This window comes from Chenggangzhangella methanolivorans (assembly GCF_042648545.1).
GTDB lineage: Bacteria > Pseudomonadota > Alphaproteobacteria > Rhizobiales > Methylopilaceae > Methylopila > Methylopila methanolivorans.
Window position 1 is genome coordinate 399208 of record NZ_JBHRXS010000004.1, and the last position, 14574, is coordinate 413781.

12 protein-coding genes are annotated in these 14574 nt (G+C 74.1%); 9 read left to right on the forward strand and 3 right to left on the reverse strand.

The features are described from left to right. Positions 1-12 precede the first annotated feature (12 nt). Both ACFOWB_RS07245 and ACFOWB_RS07250 read left to right on the forward strand, forming a co-directional pair. Positions 13-3945, forward strand: coding sequence for a baseplate multidomain protein megatron (locus tag ACFOWB_RS07245; protein WP_261403956.1), 3933 nt, complete (start codon positions 13-15; stop codon positions 3943-3945). Positions 3946-3967: 22 nt separating this feature from the next. Continuing rightward, positions 3968-5443, forward strand: a complete 1476-nt coding sequence (locus tag ACFOWB_RS07250) for a DUF2793 domain-containing protein (protein WP_378146495.1) — start codon at positions 3968-3970, stop codon at positions 5441-5443. Between the two features lie 30 nt (positions 5444-5473). On the opposite strand, the gene ACFOWB_RS07255 is transcribed toward ACFOWB_RS07250, so the two are convergent. Further along, complete coding sequence (locus ACFOWB_RS07255) at positions 5474-5737, reverse strand: hypothetical protein (protein ID WP_261403954.1); 264 nt, start codon at positions 5735-5737, stop codon at positions 5474-5476. Positions 5738-5818: 81 nt separating this feature from the next. Here ACFOWB_RS07255 and ACFOWB_RS07260 point away from each other — a divergent pair, with 81 nt between their 5' ends. The 6 genes from ACFOWB_RS07260 (at position 5819) to ACFOWB_RS07285 (ending at position 10357) form a co-directional block, all read left to right on the forward strand. Next, on the forward strand, positions 5819-6502 hold the full coding sequence (locus ACFOWB_RS07260) for an NlpC/P60 family protein (protein ID WP_378146498.1): 684 nt from the start codon (positions 5819-5821) through the stop codon (positions 6500-6502). A gap of 34 nt (positions 6503-6536) precedes the next feature. Next, positions 6537-6899, forward strand: a complete 363-nt coding sequence (locus ACFOWB_RS07265; RefSeq protein ID WP_261403952.1) for a hypothetical protein — start codon at positions 6537-6539, stop codon at positions 6897-6899. A 13-nt stretch (positions 6900-6912) separates the two neighbouring features. Continuing rightward, positions 6913-7572, forward strand: coding sequence for a hypothetical protein (locus ACFOWB_RS07270; protein WP_378146500.1), 660 nt, complete (start codon positions 6913-6915; stop codon positions 7570-7572). 115 nt (positions 7573-7687) lie between these two features. Beyond that, positions 7688-8218, forward strand: a complete 531-nt coding sequence (locus ACFOWB_RS07275; RefSeq protein WP_378146502.1) for a PepSY domain-containing protein — start codon at positions 7688-7690, stop codon at positions 8216-8218. A gap of 31 nt (positions 8219-8249) precedes the next feature. Continuing rightward, positions 8250-8915 (forward strand): response regulator transcription factor, encoded by a 666-nt coding sequence (locus tag ACFOWB_RS07280; protein WP_378146504.1) that lies wholly within the window; start codon positions 8250-8252, stop codon positions 8913-8915. Then, positions 8912-10357 carry an ATP-binding protein gene (locus ACFOWB_RS07285; RefSeq protein WP_378146506.1) on the forward strand — a complete coding sequence of 482 codons (1446 nt, stop codon included), beginning with the start codon at positions 8912-8914 and terminating at the stop codon, positions 10355-10357. The genes ACFOWB_RS07280 and ACFOWB_RS07285 overlap by 4 nt, the downstream gene beginning before the upstream one ends. A 6-nt stretch (positions 10358-10363) precedes the next feature. Here the strand turns inward: ACFOWB_RS07285 and ACFOWB_RS07290 are convergent, their stop codons facing one another. After that, a complete protein-coding gene (locus ACFOWB_RS07290) occupies positions 10364-12076 on the reverse strand; it encodes an FAD-dependent oxidoreductase (protein ID WP_261403949.1) in 1713 nt (570 codons plus the stop codon). After that, a complete protein-coding gene (locus ACFOWB_RS07295; RefSeq protein WP_261403948.1) occupies positions 12073-13134 on the reverse strand; it encodes an NAD(P)/FAD-dependent oxidoreductase in 1062 nt (353 codons plus the stop codon). The genes ACFOWB_RS07290 and ACFOWB_RS07295 overlap by 4 nt, the downstream gene beginning before the upstream one ends. Positions 13135-13440: 306 nt before the next feature. Here ACFOWB_RS07295 and ccmI point away from each other — a divergent pair, with 306 nt between their 5' ends. Beyond that, a complete protein-coding gene (gene ccmI / locus ACFOWB_RS07300; protein WP_261403947.1) occupies positions 13441-14568 on the forward strand; it encodes a c-type cytochrome biogenesis protein CcmI in 1128 nt (375 codons plus the stop codon). Positions 14569-14574: the final 6 nt, after the last annotated feature.

The following is a 14574-nucleotide window of genomic DNA, read 5'->3' on the forward strand; positions in this document are numbered from 1 at the left end:
AAGGCCTCTCTCATGGCCGTACTCGCGCTCACCGCCGCAGGGGCGGCGATCGGCGGGGCCCTGCTGCCCGCCGGCGTCTCGATCCTCGGCGCGACGTTGTCGGGCGCGGCGATCGGCGGCGCGATCGGCGGGCTCGCGGGCTCGGCCATCGACCAGGCGCTGCTGTCGCCGACCGTGAAGGCCTCGGGCCCGCGGCTGCAGGACCTGTCGGTCACGACCTCGACCGAAGGCGCGCCGGTGCTGCGCGTTTACGGACGAATGCGCGTCGGCGGCCAGGTCGTCTGGGCCTCCAAGCTCCGCGAGGACAAGGACGTCGAGCGCAGCAAGGGCAAGGGCGGCAGCGTCGAGCAGACGACCTACTCCTATTTCGCGAGCTTCGCCGTCGGCCTCTGCGAGGGACCGATCGACGGGATCGGCCGAATCTGGGCGGACGGCGAGGCGCTGGAGACCGACGGCTTCGAGATGCGGCTCCATCGCGGGACGGAGGGGCAGCAGCCCGATCCGAAGATCGTGGCGGTCGAGGGCGCCGAATACGCGCCGGCCTATCGCGGGCTCGCTTATCTGGTCTTCGAGGAGCTGCCGCTCGAGCGCTTCGGGAACCGCGTGCCTCAGATCACCGTCGAGGTGATCCGCCGTCCCGCCTCCGACCGGCCGGCGCTCGAGGATCTTGTGACCGGCGTGACCCTGATCCCCGGCGCGTCCGAATTCGCCTACGCCACCGACGTCATCGAGCGGCAGGCGGGATACGGGACCTGGGAGGCCGAGAACGCCCACACGGCCGACGGCCGGTCGGACCTCGCCTCCTCGCTCGACGAGCTCGCGACCGTCGCGCCGAACGTTCGGCATGTCTCGCTCATCGTCGCCTGGCACGGGACGGATCTGAGGATCGGCCACTGCCGCATCGTCCCGAAGGTCGAGGGGCTGCTGAAGCAGACCCGGCCGTGGGAGTGGCGGGTCGAGACCATCAAGCGCGCCGACGCCGAGCGGGTCTCGCGCATCGGCGGGGCGCCGGCGATCGGCGGCGCGCCCGCGGACCGGGCGGTCCATCAGGCGATCCGGGAGCTCAAGGCGCGCGGCTTCAAGGTGATGCTGACGCCCTTTGTGATGATGGACGTGCCTCCGGACAACGGCCTGCCGGACCCCCATGGCGCGCCCGAGCAGCCGCCCTATCCCTGGCGCGGCCGCATCACCTGCCATCCGGCGCCGGGGCGGCCCGGCTCGCCCGACGGGACGCCGGCGGTCGCGGGCCCGGTCGAGAGCTTCTTCGGGACCGTGACGCCCGAAAACTTCGGCTGGAGCGAGGATCTGAAGGCGGTGACCTACAACGGCCCGCCGGCCGAGTTCTCCTACCGCCGCTTCGTGCTCCACTGCGCGCGCCTCGCGGCCGAGGCCGGCGGGGTCGACGCCTTCCTGGTCGGCACCGAGCTCGTCGAGATCACGCGGCTGCGCGACGGGCCCGGCTCCTATCCTGCGGTCGGGGAGCTTCGGCGGCTCGCGGGCGACGCGCGCGAGATCCTCGGGCCGGCGACGCGCATCGGCTATGCGGCGGACTGGAGCGAGTTTCCGCCGCACAGGCCGGCGGACGGGTCCGGCGACCTTCATTTCCATCTCGACCCGCTCTGGGCCGACCCGGACATCGACTTCGTCGGGGTCGATTTCTACGCCCCGCTCGCCGACTGGCGCGACGGCGACGGACATCTCGACGCGCTCGCGGGCTTTTCGGGTCCGCGCGACCAAGACTATCTCGACGCCAACATCGAGGGCGGGGAGGGCTTCGACTGGTTCTACGACGCCGCCTCCGACCGCCGCGACCAGATCCGCACGCCGATCCTCGACTCCGCCCATGGCGAGCACTGGGTGTTTCGCTCGAAGGATTTCCGCAGCTGGTGGGAGAACCCTCATCACGACCGCCCCGGCGGCGCGCGCGCGGCCGCGCCGACCGGCTGGGTCCCGGCCTCGAAGCCGATCGTGCTGTGCGAGATCGGCTGTCCGGCGATCGACAAGGGCGCGAACCAGCCGAACGTCTTCGTCGACGCCAAGTCGTCGGAATCCGCGCTGCCGCATTTCTCGTCCGGTCGGCGCGACGATCTCGGCCAGCGCGCCGCGCTCGAGGCGCTCATCCGGCATTGGAGCCCGGAGAACGGCCGTAACCCGGTCTCCCCGCTCACCGGCGAGCCGATGATCGATCCGGCCCGCGTCTTCGTGTGGACCTGGGACGCGCGGCCGCCCTCGGCCTTTCCGCTGCGTTCCGACGTCTGGACGGACGCGGCCAACTGGCGGCTCGGCCACTGGATCACCGGGCGTCTCGGCTTCGCGGCGCTTCGCGACGTCGTCCGCGACCTCGCCGGCGGCCTGGGCGCGCCGCTCGATCTCGACGATCTCGAAGGGCTGGTGCGCGGCTACGCCATCGACCGGGTGATGAGCCCGCGCGAGGCGATCGAGCCGCTCCTCGACGCGTTCGGCGCCAAGGCCGCGGCCCGCGGCGGCGCGATCGCGATCTGGAACCGACCCGACGCGCCGGTCGCGACGCTCACCCCCGACGACCTCGCCGAGGCGGGCGGCGGGCGGCCGGCCTTCCGGCTCGTCCGGGCGCAGGCTTCCGAGATCCCCGAGACGCTGAAGCTGCGCCATGTCGATCCCGACCAGGACTATCGGCAGGGCGCGGTCGAGGCGCGGCGGCTCGCGGGCGAAGGCCGGGCGGTCGCCGAAGCCGCCTTCGCGCTCGCGCTGACGGCCGGCGAGGCGCAGGGGCTCGCCGACGCGCTGCTGATCGAGGCCTCGGTCGCGCGCGAGACCGGCGCCTTCGCGCTGCCGCCGAGCCGGCTCGCGCTGGAGCCCGGCGACCTCGTGGCCTTTGCGGCGGCCGGCCGCACGACGCTGTTCCGGCTCGACTCGATCGGCGAGGAGCATGTCCGGCCGGTTCGCGCGGTCCGCGCCGATCCGGACGTGCGCGACGCCGCGCCCGAGGAGCCGGTCCGCCGACCCCCGCCCCGAAAGGGCCGCCCGACCGAGCCGCTGTTCGAAGCGCTCGACCTGCCGTTGATCGACGGCGAGGCGCCGCACGCCCCGCGGCTCGCCGCGGGCTCCAAGCCCTGGAGCGCGGTCGCGGTCTATCGTTCCGACGACGGCGACGCCTATGGGCTCGACGCCATTCTGCGCCGCCCGGCGGCGATCGGCCGGCTCGCCGCGCCGGCGCCGCGCCACGACGCCGGCCGTTTCGACCTGACGAACGCGCTCGACGTCGAGCTCGCGCCTGACCAAACGCTCGAAAGCCGCAGCCGCAAGGCGGTGCTGAACGGCGCCAACCTCGCTGCGCTGCGCGGAGCCGGCGGCGTCTGGGAGGTTCTGCAGTTCACGACCGCGAGCCTCGTCGCGCCCGGCCGCTGGCGGCTCGAGGGCCTGCTGCGCGGCCAGTTCGGCACGGAGGACGCGGTCGGCGACCCCACGCCGAAAGGCTCGGCCTTCGTGCTGATCGACGCCCGCATCGGCGTCTCGGGCGTCGGCGAGGATCGCCGCGGGCTCGATCTCGTCTGGCGGGCCGGGCCTGCCTCCCGGCCGCGCGACGACGCGACCTACGCCGCGCGGGTCGAGCGCATGGGCGCCCGCGGCCTGCGGCCGATTTCGCCCGTGCGGCTTGCAGGGCGACGCGATCCTCTGACCGGAGACGTCACGCTGTCCTGGATCCGCCGCACCCGCGTCGGCGGCGACGATTTCGACGCCCGCGAGGTGCGGCTCGCCGAAGAGCGCGAGGCCTATGAGGTCGAGATCCTCTCGGCCGGGGTCGTGGTTCGCACGCTTGGCTCGGAGGCTCCTTCAGCGCTCTACGCCGCCGCGCGGCAGACGGCGGATTTCGGCGCGCTTCCGGCCGTGATCGAGGTCGCGGTCCGCCAGCTCTCCGCGACCGTCGGGCCGGGACTTCCCGCCCGCGCGACGCTGCTCCTCTGACGAACCCCAGGAAGCCCGATCCATGAGCGACAGCCCCCATCTCGGCCTCGGCTATCTCGCGCCGGCGCAGGCGCAGAAGCACGTGACCGTCAACGAGGCGTTCCGGCGGCTCGACGCCATCGTCCAGCTCGGCGCGCTCGACCGCGACCGGACCGCGCCGCCCGAGGCCCCGGAAGAGGGCGACCGCCACATCGTCGCCGCCGGCGCGGCGGGGGCCTGGGCGGGGCAGGCGGGAAGGATCGCGGCGTATCTCGACGGCGGTTGGACCTTCATCGAGCCCAAGCCCGGCTGGCTCGCTTACGTCGCCTCGGAAGGCGCGCTGCTCGCTTTCATAGACGGCGGTTGGGCCGGCGGCCTCGCGGCGACCGAGGCCCTGACGAAGCTCGGGATCAACGCGTCGGCGGACGCGGTCAACCGCCTCGCGGTCGCCTCGCAGGCGGTGCTCTTCACCCATGAGGGCGCTGGCGTCCAGGTGAAGCTCAACAAGGCGGCGGCCGCCGACGTCGCGAGCTTCCTGTTCCAGCGCGGCTATTCGGGACGCGCCGAATTCGGGCTCGTCGGCTCGGACGCTTTCAGCCTCAAGGTGTCGGCCGACGGCTCGGCCTGGATCACCGCGCTCAGCGTGGATCCGGCGAGCGGCGCCGTGTCGACGCCCGCCACCCCGCAGGCGCGCGTCGACAAGTTTACCGCGAGCGGAACCTGGACCAAGCCCGCCTGGGCGAGCCGCGTCGTCGCCGAGATGATCCCGGGCGGCAACGGCGGCGGTTCGGGCGGACTGCGGGCCGCGGGCGCGGCCGTGGCGGGCGGCGGCGGGGCGGCTCCCGCGCCGGTCGTCGTCTACGAGTTCCTCGCCGCGGAGCTGCCGGCGACGGTCGCGGTCACGGTCGGGGCGGGCGGCGCGGGGGGCGCGTCGCAGACCGCGGCCGACGCCAACGGCCTCGACGGCGCGGCCGGCGGCGTCTCGAGCTTCGGCGCCTACAACGCCCGCCAGAACAGCGGCGTGAACGGCGGCGGCGGCGCGGCGGCGCAAGGCCTCGCCGGCTCGCTCTCGGGACATCGCTGCATGCCGGGCTTCCCGGTCGCGCTTGCGGGCGGAAACGGCAACGCCGGCGTCGGCAACACCGGCGGGGAGGGCGTCGGCAAGCTCGGCGGCGGCGGAGGAGGTGGCGGAGGCCTTTCGGCCGCCAACCTCTGGAGCCGCGGCGGCGACAGCGGATCGAACCGGCTCGCCACCAACACCAGCCGCCGCGCCAACGGCGGCGTGGCCGAGGGCCAGGGCGGCTCGGCCGGCGGGGGTGTCGCAGGCTCGCTCTATTTCGCGCCGGGCGATTCCGGCGGCGGGGGCGCGGCGAGCGCGGCAGGACATGGCGGCGCGGGCGGCGACGGCGCGGCGCCCGGCGGATCGGGCGGGGGCGGCGGGGCCGCGCGCAACGGTTTCGCCTCCGGCAAAGGCGGCGACGGCGCGCGCGGCGAGGTGTGGGTGACGAGCTACCGCTGAGGCCGCGCCGATACGGCGGCGGCCGGCCGGCTACCGCCCGCCGCGTTCGTCGGGCCGCGCGCGGCGGGCGGCCATGTCGGCGGCCTCGGGGTCGTCGCGCTCGTCGAGCTTGGAGGCGAAGCTGATGGCGGCGAGCGACGTCGCGGCCGACATCACGAACAGCGCGAACAGCTTCATGGTCGGGATCTGAAGCCCGTCATAGAGGCGGCTCAGGAACAGATAGCTGAACCCGCCCACAAGCCAGACGAGCGTCGTGGCCGCCGCGAACGCCGTCCAGCTGGCGATTGTCCTCATGGGCCTCAGCATGAGGCCGCAGGCCCAAGCGCGCCACCGGATTCTGATCGGCGCGCCCTTCACAACATGCGGAGGACGACCATGACCACGCTGGAGCTCCAGCGGCGGCTCGCCGCGCGCGGCTTCGATCCGGGCCCGCTCGACGGGATCTGGGGACGCCGCACGATCGCGGCCGTCAAGGCCTTCCAGGCGAGCGCGGGCCTTGCGCCCGACGGCGTCGTCGGGCCGCTGACGCGCGCGGCGCTCGGGGCGCCGGCCGCGCGCGCGTCGGCGCCGGAGGATCCGCCCTGGCTCGCCGAGGCGCGGCGCTGGATGGGCCTGCGGGAGATCGCGGGCCCGGCCTCCGACCCGCAGATCCTCGCCTGGGGGCGGGCGGGCGCCGACTGGTACAGGGACGACGACGTTCCCTGGTGCGGCGCCTTCGTGTTCGGCCAGTTCGCGGCGGCGCTGCCGGACGAGCCGCTGCCCGCCAACCCGCTCTGGGCGCGCGGCTGGGCGCGGTTCGGCGTGACGCTTTCGAAGCCCGCGCCCGGCGCCGTGCTCGTGTTCGAGCGCGGGCCGACGGCCGGACATGTCGGCTTCTATGTCGGCGAGGACGCCGGCCGCTTCCGCGTGCTCGGCGGCAACCAGTCGAACGCCGTGACCGAGGCCTGGATCCTCAAGAACCGCCTGATCGCGATCCGCTGGCCCGCGACCGTCCCGGCGCCGCGGCCGCGGCGCGTGCGGGTCGCGGCCGGCGGCGCGACGAGCCTCGACGAAGCCTGATCGCGCGACCGTTCCCAGCTCAAAGGAGACGTTCATGACCCATGCGCTCACCCGTTCCCGCCTCGAGGCCGCGGTGGCGGACGCCGCCGCCGATGCGCTCGGCGAGGCCGCGGTCCCGACCGGCAAGGCGATGGCGGGCGCCCGGCGCCTCGCCGAGAGCGTCTCGGCCGATCCGCGCGTCGCGCCGGCGCTCGAGCCGGTGTCGCGGCTGAAGAGCCAGACGCTGCGCGGCGTGGCGATCGCGGCGGGCGCGCCGCTTGTCGTGGCGCTCGGGAAAGCGCTCGGCGCGCCGATCGCCGAGAGCGCGGCCGCCGAACTCGTCTCGACGCTCGTCTCGCTCGCGGGCGCGGCCTACGCCTGGTACGGCCGCGAGACCACGACGCGTCCGCTGAAGTGAGGCCCGGGCGGCGATGAACGCGAGCGTCCGGGCGGCGAGCGTGGAGCGGTCCCTCCACGACGACGCCAAGCTCGCCGCGCTCGAGCAGCGGGTCTACGGGCTCGAGCGCGGGGTCCACGACCTCAACCAGCTGTTCACGGGCCGCATCGGCGAGGTGTCGGCGCAGCTCGCCGGGCTCACGACCAAGCTCGACGAGCGCTCGCGCACGCCCTGGGCCACGATCGTCTCGGCCATGGGCGTGGTGCTGGCGATCGTGGTGGCGGGCGGCCAGCTCGCCAAGGCGCCGGTCGACGAGGCGCTCGGGCGCCTCGAACGGGACTACGAGCGGCTGGCGCGCGAGAGCGTGTCGGGCGCCTATCTCTCGGAGTTCAAGTCGACCTACGAGAACAACCGCCTGGTCAGCCGACAGGACTACGACGCCCGCTTCGCGCGGGTCGACGCGGCGCTCTCCGTTCTCGACGCCCGCGCCCGCGAGGCCCGCGACGCGGTGGTGCCGCGGGGCGAGCACCAGGAGCGCTGGCGGGCCGAGGACGCCGCGATCGCAGGGCTGCAGCGTCAGGTCGACGACCTCAAATCGGCGTTCGGCGGGCTCTACAACGCGCGCGACGTCATCGTCGATCTGCGCCAGCGGCTCGACCGGGTCGAGCGCCGCGGCGAGGCGCCGGCGCGCTGACCACGCCTCGCCGTGGCCTTGGCGGTCCGGCCCGGGCCGTTATCTAAGGGGGCGAGCCGAGGCCGCGCAGGTGACATTCATCGTGGGTTCAGAGCGTTTCTGGCACAGGGAGGGCATGCACACGCCTTGCGTCATAGCGCTCGCGCTCGCGCTCGCGACGGTTTCGGCGGCCGCCCAGGACAAGCCCGTTCTCGCGCCGCCCGGCCAGGGCCCTTCGGGCCCGCAGGAGCCGGCCGGCGCGCCCGGAAAGCCTCAGGACGAGGGCGTCGAGAAGGCCCGAGCGGCCGCGAAGTCCGCCGATCCGGAGGACGAGGAGCAGCTCGACCGCGCCCGCGCGGCCGCCAGAGCCGCCGATCCGCGTCCGGATCTCGACCGCGCCCGCGACGCCGCGCGCGCGGCCGATCCCGGCGGCAAGGACTGCATGTCGGCGCGCGACGCCCGCGGCGCGATCGCGCAGAAGCGCGCCGTGTCGCTCTCACAGGCCCTGCGCACCGCCCGCGGCGCCTGGGACGGCGAGGTCATCGACTACAAGCTCTGCACCTTTGACGGCGCGCTCGCCTATGATCTCACGCTGCTCAACGACGACGGCCGGGTCGCCCGCGTCCGCGTCGAGGCGGTGAGCGGCAAGCTCGTCGGCGTGAGATAAAGGCCGCTCGCGGCCAGGAGGACAATTCGCAATGCGGCTGCTCGTCGTCGAGGACGATCCCGACCTCAATCGCCAGATCGTGACGGCGCTGGAGGAGGCCGGCTATGCGGTCGACCGCGCCCATGACGGCGAGGAGGGCCACTTCCTCGGCGACACCGAGCCCTATGACGCGATCGTGCTCGACATCGGCCTGCCGAAGATGGACGGCATTTCGGTGCTCGAGCAGTGGCGCCGCGACGGCAAGACGACGCCGGTGCTGATCCTCACCGCGCGCGACCGCTGGTCCGACAAGGTGCAGGGCTTCGACGCCGGCGCCGACGATTACGTGCCGAAGCCCTTCCATATGGAGGAGATCCTCGCCCGCATCCGCGCGCTGCTGCGCCGCGCGAGCGGACACGCCTCGAGCGAGATCCTGTGCGGGCCGGTGAGGCTCGACACGAAGTCCGGCCGCGTCACGGTCGACGGGGCGGCGATCAGGCTCACCAGCCACGAATACCGGCTGCTCTCCTACCTGATGCACCATCAGGGCCGGGTGGTGTCGCGCACCGAACTCGTCGAGCACCTCTACGATCAGGATTTCGACCGCGACTCCAACACCATCGAGGTCTTCGTCGGGCGGCTGCGCAAGAAGCTCGGGGCCGAGGTCATCCAGACGGTCCGCGGGCTCGGCTACCTGCTCGGCGTGGAGCCTGCGTGAGCGCCCACGCCGACGGCGGCCGGGGCCCGGCGGCGATCGCGCCGCCCGTGGAGCAGACAGCGGCGCGGAGAAAGACCAAGCGCGCCGCCTCGATCGCGGCGCGGCTGTTCGGCTCCGCCGCGATGTGGACGACCGCGATCCTGGTGATCGGCGGCCTCACCCTGTCCTCCTACTATGTCCGCTCGGTCGAGAACGGGTTCGACCAGCGGCTCCACGTGCATCTCAAGACGATCGTCGCGCGGGTCGCGGACGGCACTTTCCAGAGCGCCGATCCCGGATCTTTCGGCGAGCCGCGGTTCGAGATTCCGCTCTCGGGCTGGTACTGGCAGATCACCCGGATCGATCGGGATCCGCCCGAGGCCACGACGTCGAAGTCGCTGTTCGAGGAGCAGCTTCCGCGGCTCGGCGCGAGCGGCGCGGACGGACAGGCGAGCGTGCGCGAGGGCTATGCGGCCGGGCCCGAGGGACGGCGCCTGCGGATCGTCGAGCGCATCATCGATCTCGGGCAGGACGGACGCTATCTGATCTCGATCGGCGCGGCCTCGAACGAGATCGACAAGGACGTCGCGAACTTCAACTTCGCGCTGCTGGTCTGCTTCGTACTGCTGGGGCTCGGCCTCGTCATCACCACGGGCTTCCAGGTGAAGTTCGGCCTGAAGCCGCTCGCGCGCATCCGCGCCCAGCTCGTCGAGATCCGCAACGGCGACCGCGCCCGGCTCGACGGCGCCTTCCCGCGCGAGATCGCGCCGCTCGCCGGCGAGCTCAACGCGCTGATCGACTCCAACCGCCAGATCGTCGAGCGCGCCCGCACCCATGTGGGCAATCTCGCCCACGGCCTGAAGACCCCGCTGTCGGTGATCGCCAACGAGGCGAACGCCGGCGACGGCGCGTTCGCGGAGAAAGTCCGCGAGCAGGCGGTGCTGATGCGCCGGCAGATCGACCATCATCTCGAGCGGGCGCGGCTTTCGGCCGGCATCGCCTTCGCGGGCGAGTCGGCGGAGGTGAAGCCGGTGGTGGAGGGGCTCGCCCGAGCGATCGAGAAGATCCACCGCGACCGCGCGATCGAGGTCGAGATCTCGATCGCCGAGCCGCTGCGCATGCGCTGCGAGCGGCAGGATCTCGAGGAGATGGTCGGCAATCTCGTGGACAACGCCTTCAAATGGGCGAACGCCAAGGTCGCAATCACGGTCGAGGCCTCGCCGGAGGCCACCAAGGCGCAGCCATCCGCCCGGCTCACCGTCGACGACGACGGTCCCGGCCTCACCGACGCCCAGTTCAGCGAGGTGATGGCGCGCGGGCGCCGGCTCGACGAGACCAAGCCCGGGTCGGGGCTTGGTCTCGCCATCGTCAACGAGCTCGCGGCGATGTATGGCGGCTCGGTGGAGCTGCGCCGCTCCGCCATGGGCGGGCTGCGCTGCGAGCTGACGCTGCCGACGGTCTGAGCGCGCTCAGGCGTCTCTGAGGCGCGCGCGGGCGGCAAGCGTCGCGAGCGTCGGCCGGCCGGGCGAGGGCGGCGCGAAGCCGACGCCCGTTATCCTCTCGAACGCCAACGCGGCGACGTCGCCGCCGAGCCGCCCGCCGTCCGGGCCGAGCCCGAGGCCGAGCCGCCGGGCGACCGCCGCAGGCGCCGGCCCGCGACGCGCGGCGGCGGCGACGAGATCGGCGAGGGTGACGTCGGCTCCGAAATCCACGAAGGCCTCCGCGGCGCCAGGCTCGTCGAGCCGCGCGGGCAGGACCGCGGCGACTTCGCCGGCTTCGTCCGCGCTCGCCTCGACGACGGGAGCGGGGCCCGTGGGCTCGGCGCCGAGACGCGCCGCGGCGGCGGCCCCGGCGGCCCAGCCGCCCGCAACGGCCTCGACGGCGTTCGGCCCGGCCGAGGCCGAGAACACGCCCTGATCGGACCCGAGTCCGCAGAGTCGCGCGAGTTCGTCGCGCGGCGCGAGGCCGCCCGAGACGACGAGCGCGTCCGCCTCTAGAATGCGCGCCCCCGCGGTCGCGCCCTCGCCGAAGCGGTTGCGGGTCCGCACGCCTGCGAGCTGGGCCTCGCCTTCGGCGAATTCGACGCCGGTGACGACGGTCGACAGGCTGACGGGCGCGCCGAGCGCCTTCGCCATGTCGACCGCGGGGCCTTGCGGGTCCGCGCGCGCGTCGAGCACGAAGCCGACCTCGACGCCGGCCTCGCGGAGATCGGTCGCGGTCCGGTAGCCCTCGTCGCAGGTCGTCGCGACCATCACGCGGGAGCCCGGCGCGACGGCGTGGCGGCGCAGCAGCGCGCGGGCGGTCGTGGCGAGCATGACGCCGGGCCGGTCGTTGCCGGGGAAGACGAGCGGCCGTTCGCGCCAGCCCGTCGCCAGCACCACGGCTGAGGCCGAGACCAGCGTGACCGTGACGCGGCCCGGGCGCTGGGGATCGTCGCGCTCCATGACGCAGACCGATCCGTCGGCCTCGATCGAGATCGCGGTCGCCCCGAGCTTCAGCGCGTCGCGGTCGCGAAGGCCTGCGGCCTGCGCCGACGCCCAGCCGGCGAGCGGGAGGCCGTCCACGGTCCCGCCATAGAGATCCGCGAGGCCGCCGGCGCGGCGCGAGGCTTCGACCACCCGCACGTCGACGCCGGCCGAGCGGAGCGCGGCTGCCGCCGCAAGCCCCGCGAGCCCCGCGCCGATCACCAGCACGCCGCAGGTCTCGACCCGCGAGAAGGGCGGCGGCTCGACGGCCGGCAGGCGCGGGCCCGGAAGCGGCAGGGCGCGCCGGAGCCGCTCCAGCATCTGCTGGGCCGCCGGAAGCGCGCGGCGATCGGGCGACATGACCGGCGCGAAACGACGCAGCGCGGTCTCGACGCCCGAGCTCGCCTGGCGGGCGCGAAGGCCCTCGCGCAGCGTGATCTCGGAGCCGGACACCAGGCTCCAGGGGCCGGCGTCGCCCTCGAGCGCCATCGGCGTCTGGTCTTCGAGCCCGAGCGCCATGAGGCCGCGCGGCCGGCCGAGCAGCGGGCTGCCGCCGAACTTGCGGACGCCGCTCGCAAGCAGCGCGCTTGCGAGCGTGTCGCCATAGAGCCCACCGAAGACGCGGCCGCCGAGCCGAAAACCGACCGGCTCCGAGCGGTCGACCTCGGTTCCGAAGCCGCCGGGCGCCGTGGCGGGAAGGCGATGGGGGCCGGTCATCGAGCCGTCTCCTGGGCGCGGACGGCGGGCCGGCGGGTCGGCGCGAAGGGGTCAAGCGCCTCGACGCCGCGTCGGCCGGACATCAGCGCCGCGAGGTGGTCGGCGGCCGCGAGCCCGAGCGAGAGCCCGTCGCGGCCATAGCCGAGCGCGAGCCAGAGCCGGTCGATCTCCGCGGCGCCGACCTGCGGCAGGCCGTCGATTCCGGTCCAGATCGTCACGGGCTCTTCGGCCGCGAGCGTCAGTCCGCCGAGCGTCGGCGCGATCGCGACGGCCCGCCGCGCGATCGCGTCGACGCCGGCCGGACCCGAGATCGTCAGCGCGCCGACGCGGTCGCGCGAGATCAGCAGGTCGTCGATCACGAGCGACGGCCCGATGTCCGGGGCGTCGGCGGACGTCACCAGGATGGTCCGCTCGTCGCGGGTGAGCGAAAGCCGGCCGCGGCCTTCCCGCACGAGGCGGATGGCCGACAGGTCGCCGGCGAGCGCGACCGCGCCCGCGCCGACGTTGCGCGCCATCACCTCGACCCCGGTGACGACCGAGCCCTGCCGCTCGATCGCGCCGACGGGCGCATGGGAGAAGAGGTGCGCGCCGAGCGCCGCGGCGTCCTGCGCGATCGACAGCGCGAGCGCGTCGGCGTCGACCGCGAGCGCGCCCGGCTCGTAGAGCCCGGCCCCGAGGTCGGCCCAGTCGGCGAGCGGCGGGCTCAACGCCGCGGTCTCGCGCGCCGGAATCATCCAGGCGTCGGCGCCGTCGGCCTTGAGGCGCCGCGCGGCGTCCTCGAACTGCTCGACCTCTCCGAAGCCCGTCGCGAGCGTCACGCAGCCCGGCCGGTCGATCGCGACCGGGCTCGGCAACCCGGCCTCGAGCCGCTTGAGCCGCTGGACGGCGTCGCCGTCGCTTCCCGCGCGCAGCCGCTCGACATGGGCGGCGCGCGCCACCGGCCAGGCCCGCTCGTCGGCAGCGGCCGCGATCTCGCCTGCGGCGAACAGCGCGACCGAGGCCCCTTCGGCGGCGCAGGCGCGCGCGATCGCGAGACCGCGCACGCCCCCGCCCACCACGGCGACGTCATAGGTCTCGCGCAGCGCCTCGGGGGGCGCGAAGGTCTGTCCGGGGCGGGCGCGCCGCCTGCGAAGGAGGGACGGAAGATCGAACAGGGCGGGGGCTCTCGTGGCCGGACGGCGAATTGGAGTGATTTAAACCTCACCCTATAAAGCCCTGCGGCGCGAGGATCAGCCACCTCGCGGCGATTTTTACGAAGGCGTCATCGGCGCGCGACCCCGTGTCTCTTCTCGCCGGGCTCGAACGCTTCTAATGACAACGCCAACATGACGGCCGGGACGAACCGGCCGAAAAGGAGACGCGGCTTGGGCTCGACCATGGCCTTGTGGCTGATTTTCGCGGTGATGACCGGCGCGGCGGTGTTCGTCGTGCTGGGCTCGCTCGCGCGCAGCCGCACGGCGGGCGCGGACGGGTCGGAGGCCGACGCCGCCGTCTATCGCGACCAGATCGACGAGATCGCGCGCGACCGTTCGCGGGGGCTGATCGACGAGCGCGAGGCCGAGAGCGCCCGCGTCGAGGTCGCCCGTCGCCTGATCGCGGCCTCGGAGCGCGGCGGGGACGCTCCCGCCTCGGCGTCCACGGGCCGCCGCCGCATCGCCGCCGCGCTGTCGCTGGTCGCGATCCCGGCGATCGGGCTCGGCGTCTATGCGAGCCTCGGCAAGCCGAACCTGCCGGACCTTCCGCTCGCCGCCCGCAAGACCGAGGCGCCCGACGGCGCGAACGTCGCCGATCTCGCGGCCCGCGTCGAAACCGCGCTCGCCAAGAACCCGAACGACGGCCGCGGCTGGTCGGTGATCGCGCCGATCTATCTGCGGCTCGGCCGGCCGGCCGACGCCGCGACCGCCTACGCCAACGCGATCCGCCTGCTGGGCGCGACGCCCGACCGCGAGGCCAATCTTGGCGAGGCCCTGTTCGCGGCGGCCGACGGCGTCGTGACGGCGCAGGCGCGCGCCGCCTTCGAGCGCTCGGTCGAGGGGCCGCAGCCCTCGATCAAGGGGACGTTCTACCTCGCCCGCGCCGCCGAGCAGGACGGCGACCTCGCCGGCGCCTTCTCGCGGCTCAAGCTCATGTTCGCTAACGCTCCCCAGGACGCGCCCTATCTCGAGGCGCTGAAGGAAGAGTTCCAGCGCATGGCCGACGTGCCGGCGCTGCAGTTGCCGACCGGCGACGAGGCGGCCACGCTCAAGACGCCGGAAGAGCGCGAGGCCTTCATCCGCAAGATGGTCGAGGGGCTCGACCAGCGGCTTTCCGCCGACGGCGGCGATCTCGGCGAATGGCTGCGCCTGGTGCGCTCGCGCGTCGCCCTCGGGGAGGTCGACAAGGCCCGGGACGCGCTCGCCAAGGCGCGGGAGAAATTCGGGGCGGACGGACGGGCCGCGGTCCGGCTCGAGGCGCTGGCGCTCGGGCTCGGGCTCGAAGGCCGCGGCGCCTAAAGGGAA

Coding starts and splice junctions, on each gene's coding strand:
- ACFOWB_RS07245 (WP_261403956.1), top strand. CDS start 13: ATGGCCGTACTCGCGCTCACCGCCGCAGGGGCGGCGATCGGCGGGGCC.
- ACFOWB_RS07250 (WP_378146495.1), top strand. CDS start 3,968: ATGAGCGACAGCCCCCATCTCGGCCTCGGCTATCTCGCGCCGGCGCAG.
- ACFOWB_RS07255 (WP_261403954.1), bottom strand. CDS start 5,737: ATGAGGACAATCGCCAGCTGGACGGCGTTCGCGGCGGCCACGACGCTC.
- ACFOWB_RS07260 (WP_378146498.1), top strand. CDS start 5,819: ATGACCACGCTGGAGCTCCAGCGGCGGCTCGCCGCGCGCGGCTTCGAT.
- ACFOWB_RS07265 (WP_261403952.1), top strand. CDS start 6,537: ATGACCCATGCGCTCACCCGTTCCCGCCTCGAGGCCGCGGTGGCGGAC.
- ACFOWB_RS07270 (WP_378146500.1), top strand. CDS start 6,913: ATGAACGCGAGCGTCCGGGCGGCGAGCGTGGAGCGGTCCCTCCACGAC.
- ACFOWB_RS07275 (WP_378146502.1), top strand. CDS start 7,688: ATGCACACGCCTTGCGTCATAGCGCTCGCGCTCGCGCTCGCGACGGTT.
- ACFOWB_RS07280 (WP_378146504.1), top strand. CDS start 8,250: ATGCGGCTGCTCGTCGTCGAGGACGATCCCGACCTCAATCGCCAGATC.
- ACFOWB_RS07290 (WP_261403949.1), bottom strand. CDS start 12,076: ATGACCGGCCCCCATCGCCTTCCCGCCACGGCGCCCGGCGGCTTCGGA.